The organism is Streptomyces torulosus, assembly GCF_001419765.1.
Lineage (GTDB): Bacteria > Actinomycetota > Actinomycetes > Streptomycetales > Streptomycetaceae > Streptomyces > Streptomyces torulosus.
Map to the genome: position 1 here is coordinate 1 of NZ_LIRK01000645.1, position 1,963 is coordinate 1,963.

The following is a 1,963-nucleotide window of genomic DNA, read 5'->3' on the forward strand; positions in this document are numbered from 1 at the left end:
TAAACGACTTCCCAATCAGGAAGTCAAGCGGCGATCGTGACTGGTGGTGCAGCTTGATAGCAGGCTCCGTCGCGGATCATGGCCCACAAGACATTGGCTCTGCGGCGGGCGAGCGAAAGCACGGCCTGCTTGTGCCCTTTCCCCTCGGCGCGCTTGCGTTCGTAGTACGCCCGTGACGCGGGGCACGAGCGCAGGCTGGCCATGGAGGAGAGGTAGAAGGCCCGCAGGAGTCCGCGGTGGTAGCGGCGTGGTCGGCGCATGTTGCCGCTCACGCGGCCCGAGTCGCGAGGCACCGGTGACAGGCCGGCGAACGCCGCCAGACGGTCGGCAGTGCCGAAGGCTTCCATGTCGCCGCCGGTTGCGGCGATGAAGGTGGCTCCGAGCATGGCGCCCATGCCGGGCAGGCTGCGGATCACCCTGGCGTGCGGGTGATCATGGAACCGGGCCTCGATGAGTGCGTCCAGCTCGGCGATCTCTTCTTCGAGGGCCATCACCCCCTTCGCAAGACGGGCCACCATTGACGCGGCCAGCGTCTCGCCAGGCAGCGAAGTGTGCTGGGCCTGGGCCGCCTCGACGACGGCCTGGGCGAGCGTGGTGGCACCTTTGACCTTGCGGTTCTTCAGCCAGGTTTCTATGCGCCTGACGCCGCTGCGACGGATGGCTGCCGGCGTCTGGTAGCCGGTCAACAGCAGGACGGGCCCTTTGTTCGTCAGGCTGAGGGCCCGCTCCAAAGCCGGGCAGATCTCCAGGAGTTGCTCTCGGAGCCGGTTGATGTGGCGAGTGCGGTCGTTGACGAGGTCCGTGCGGCGGCGGACCAGAATCTTGAGGTCGACGGCTATCTCGTCGCCTGGCCGGAGCACGCCGAGGTCATTGCGCATGCGGGCTTGGTCGGCAATGACGAAGGCGTCCTTGGCGTCCGTCTTGCTCTGGCCGCGGTAAGCAGTTGATGCCTGGTGAACAGCGAGGCCGGTGAGGTAGACCATCGGCTGGTCGTGGCCCAGCAGCAGGCCGATGAGAAGTGCGGCACCGCCGTGGTTGATGTCCACCGCCCACAACGCGTCCTCGGAAAGCGCGAGGACGTCGCCGATCAGCTCCAGGAGCGCGGACTCATCGTTCAGCACCCGCCGCGACAGCAGGCGCTCACCTTGCGCGTCGATCACCACGCAGTGGTGATGTTCCTTGCCGATGTCCACGCCGGCCCAGATCTCGGGCACGGTCACCTCCGCCAGCTCGTCGTCGCAACAGTCCCGCAGACGACCTCGCCGACGTTGTCCTACACAGCGATCGAGTCGCGTATCCCAATTAGCGGTCGGGTCGTCGCGGGGCCCCGGGCGGCCAAGTCATTTGAGCCATCCAACGGCGACAAGCTCACAGCCATACCCGGAACCCCCGGGCCCGACGATCTTATGAATGACCGCCTCAGACCCACGCTTGGAAGGTAGGACAAGCTCATGCCCCACGAAGAAGATCGAACCTCGGGCCGAAGCTGCCCACACGCTTGACGAAGAACAGAGAGGCACCCCGTCTCCAGCACGGCTCGCTGCGTTCCGCCTCACGCTACCGCTGTGCGACGGGGGCGCCGAAAGGATGGATGACGTTGCCGTCCGCGTATGGAATTCCAGGGCGGCGTCGGCGGGGCGGGGTTTCCTTGAGGGCCTGGCCGTCGGTGAACAACTCGTCCAGGTGGAAGGCCAGGGCGTGCAGGGGGCCGCTTGTGCCGTCGGCGGGCTCGGGCCAGACCAGCGGCAGGCGCACCCGCCAGACGCGGGCCCGGTAGGACATGAGCAGGTCGGCCGTGTCGTGGGCGGGAGAGGTCTCGCAGCCCAGGAGTACGGGCAGGTCGCCCTGGGCGCCGGCGAAGCGGCACGTCTGTTTCAGGGACCAGGCGAGGTGCACGTGCGCGGGTGCGGCGGCGGGCGGCGGGCACGCGGCGTCATACCAGCCACCGGCGGGTGGGGCGGAC

General features: G+C 67.7%; 2 protein-coding genes. Both read right to left on the reverse strand.

What is annotated here, in order from left to right; translation table 11 throughout:
- Positions 1 to 23: 23 nt before the first annotated feature.
- Complete coding sequence (locus AOK23_RS36285; protein ID WP_055716770.1) at positions 24 to 1,214, reverse strand: IS110 family RNA-guided transposase; 1,191 nt, start codon at positions 1,212 to 1,214, stop codon at positions 24 to 26.
- 343 nt (positions 1,215 to 1,557) lie between these two features.
- The coding region (locus AOK23_RS36290) for a hypothetical protein (protein ID WP_157878253.1) at positions 1,558 to 1,963 on the reverse strand (406 nt) is incomplete at its 5' end.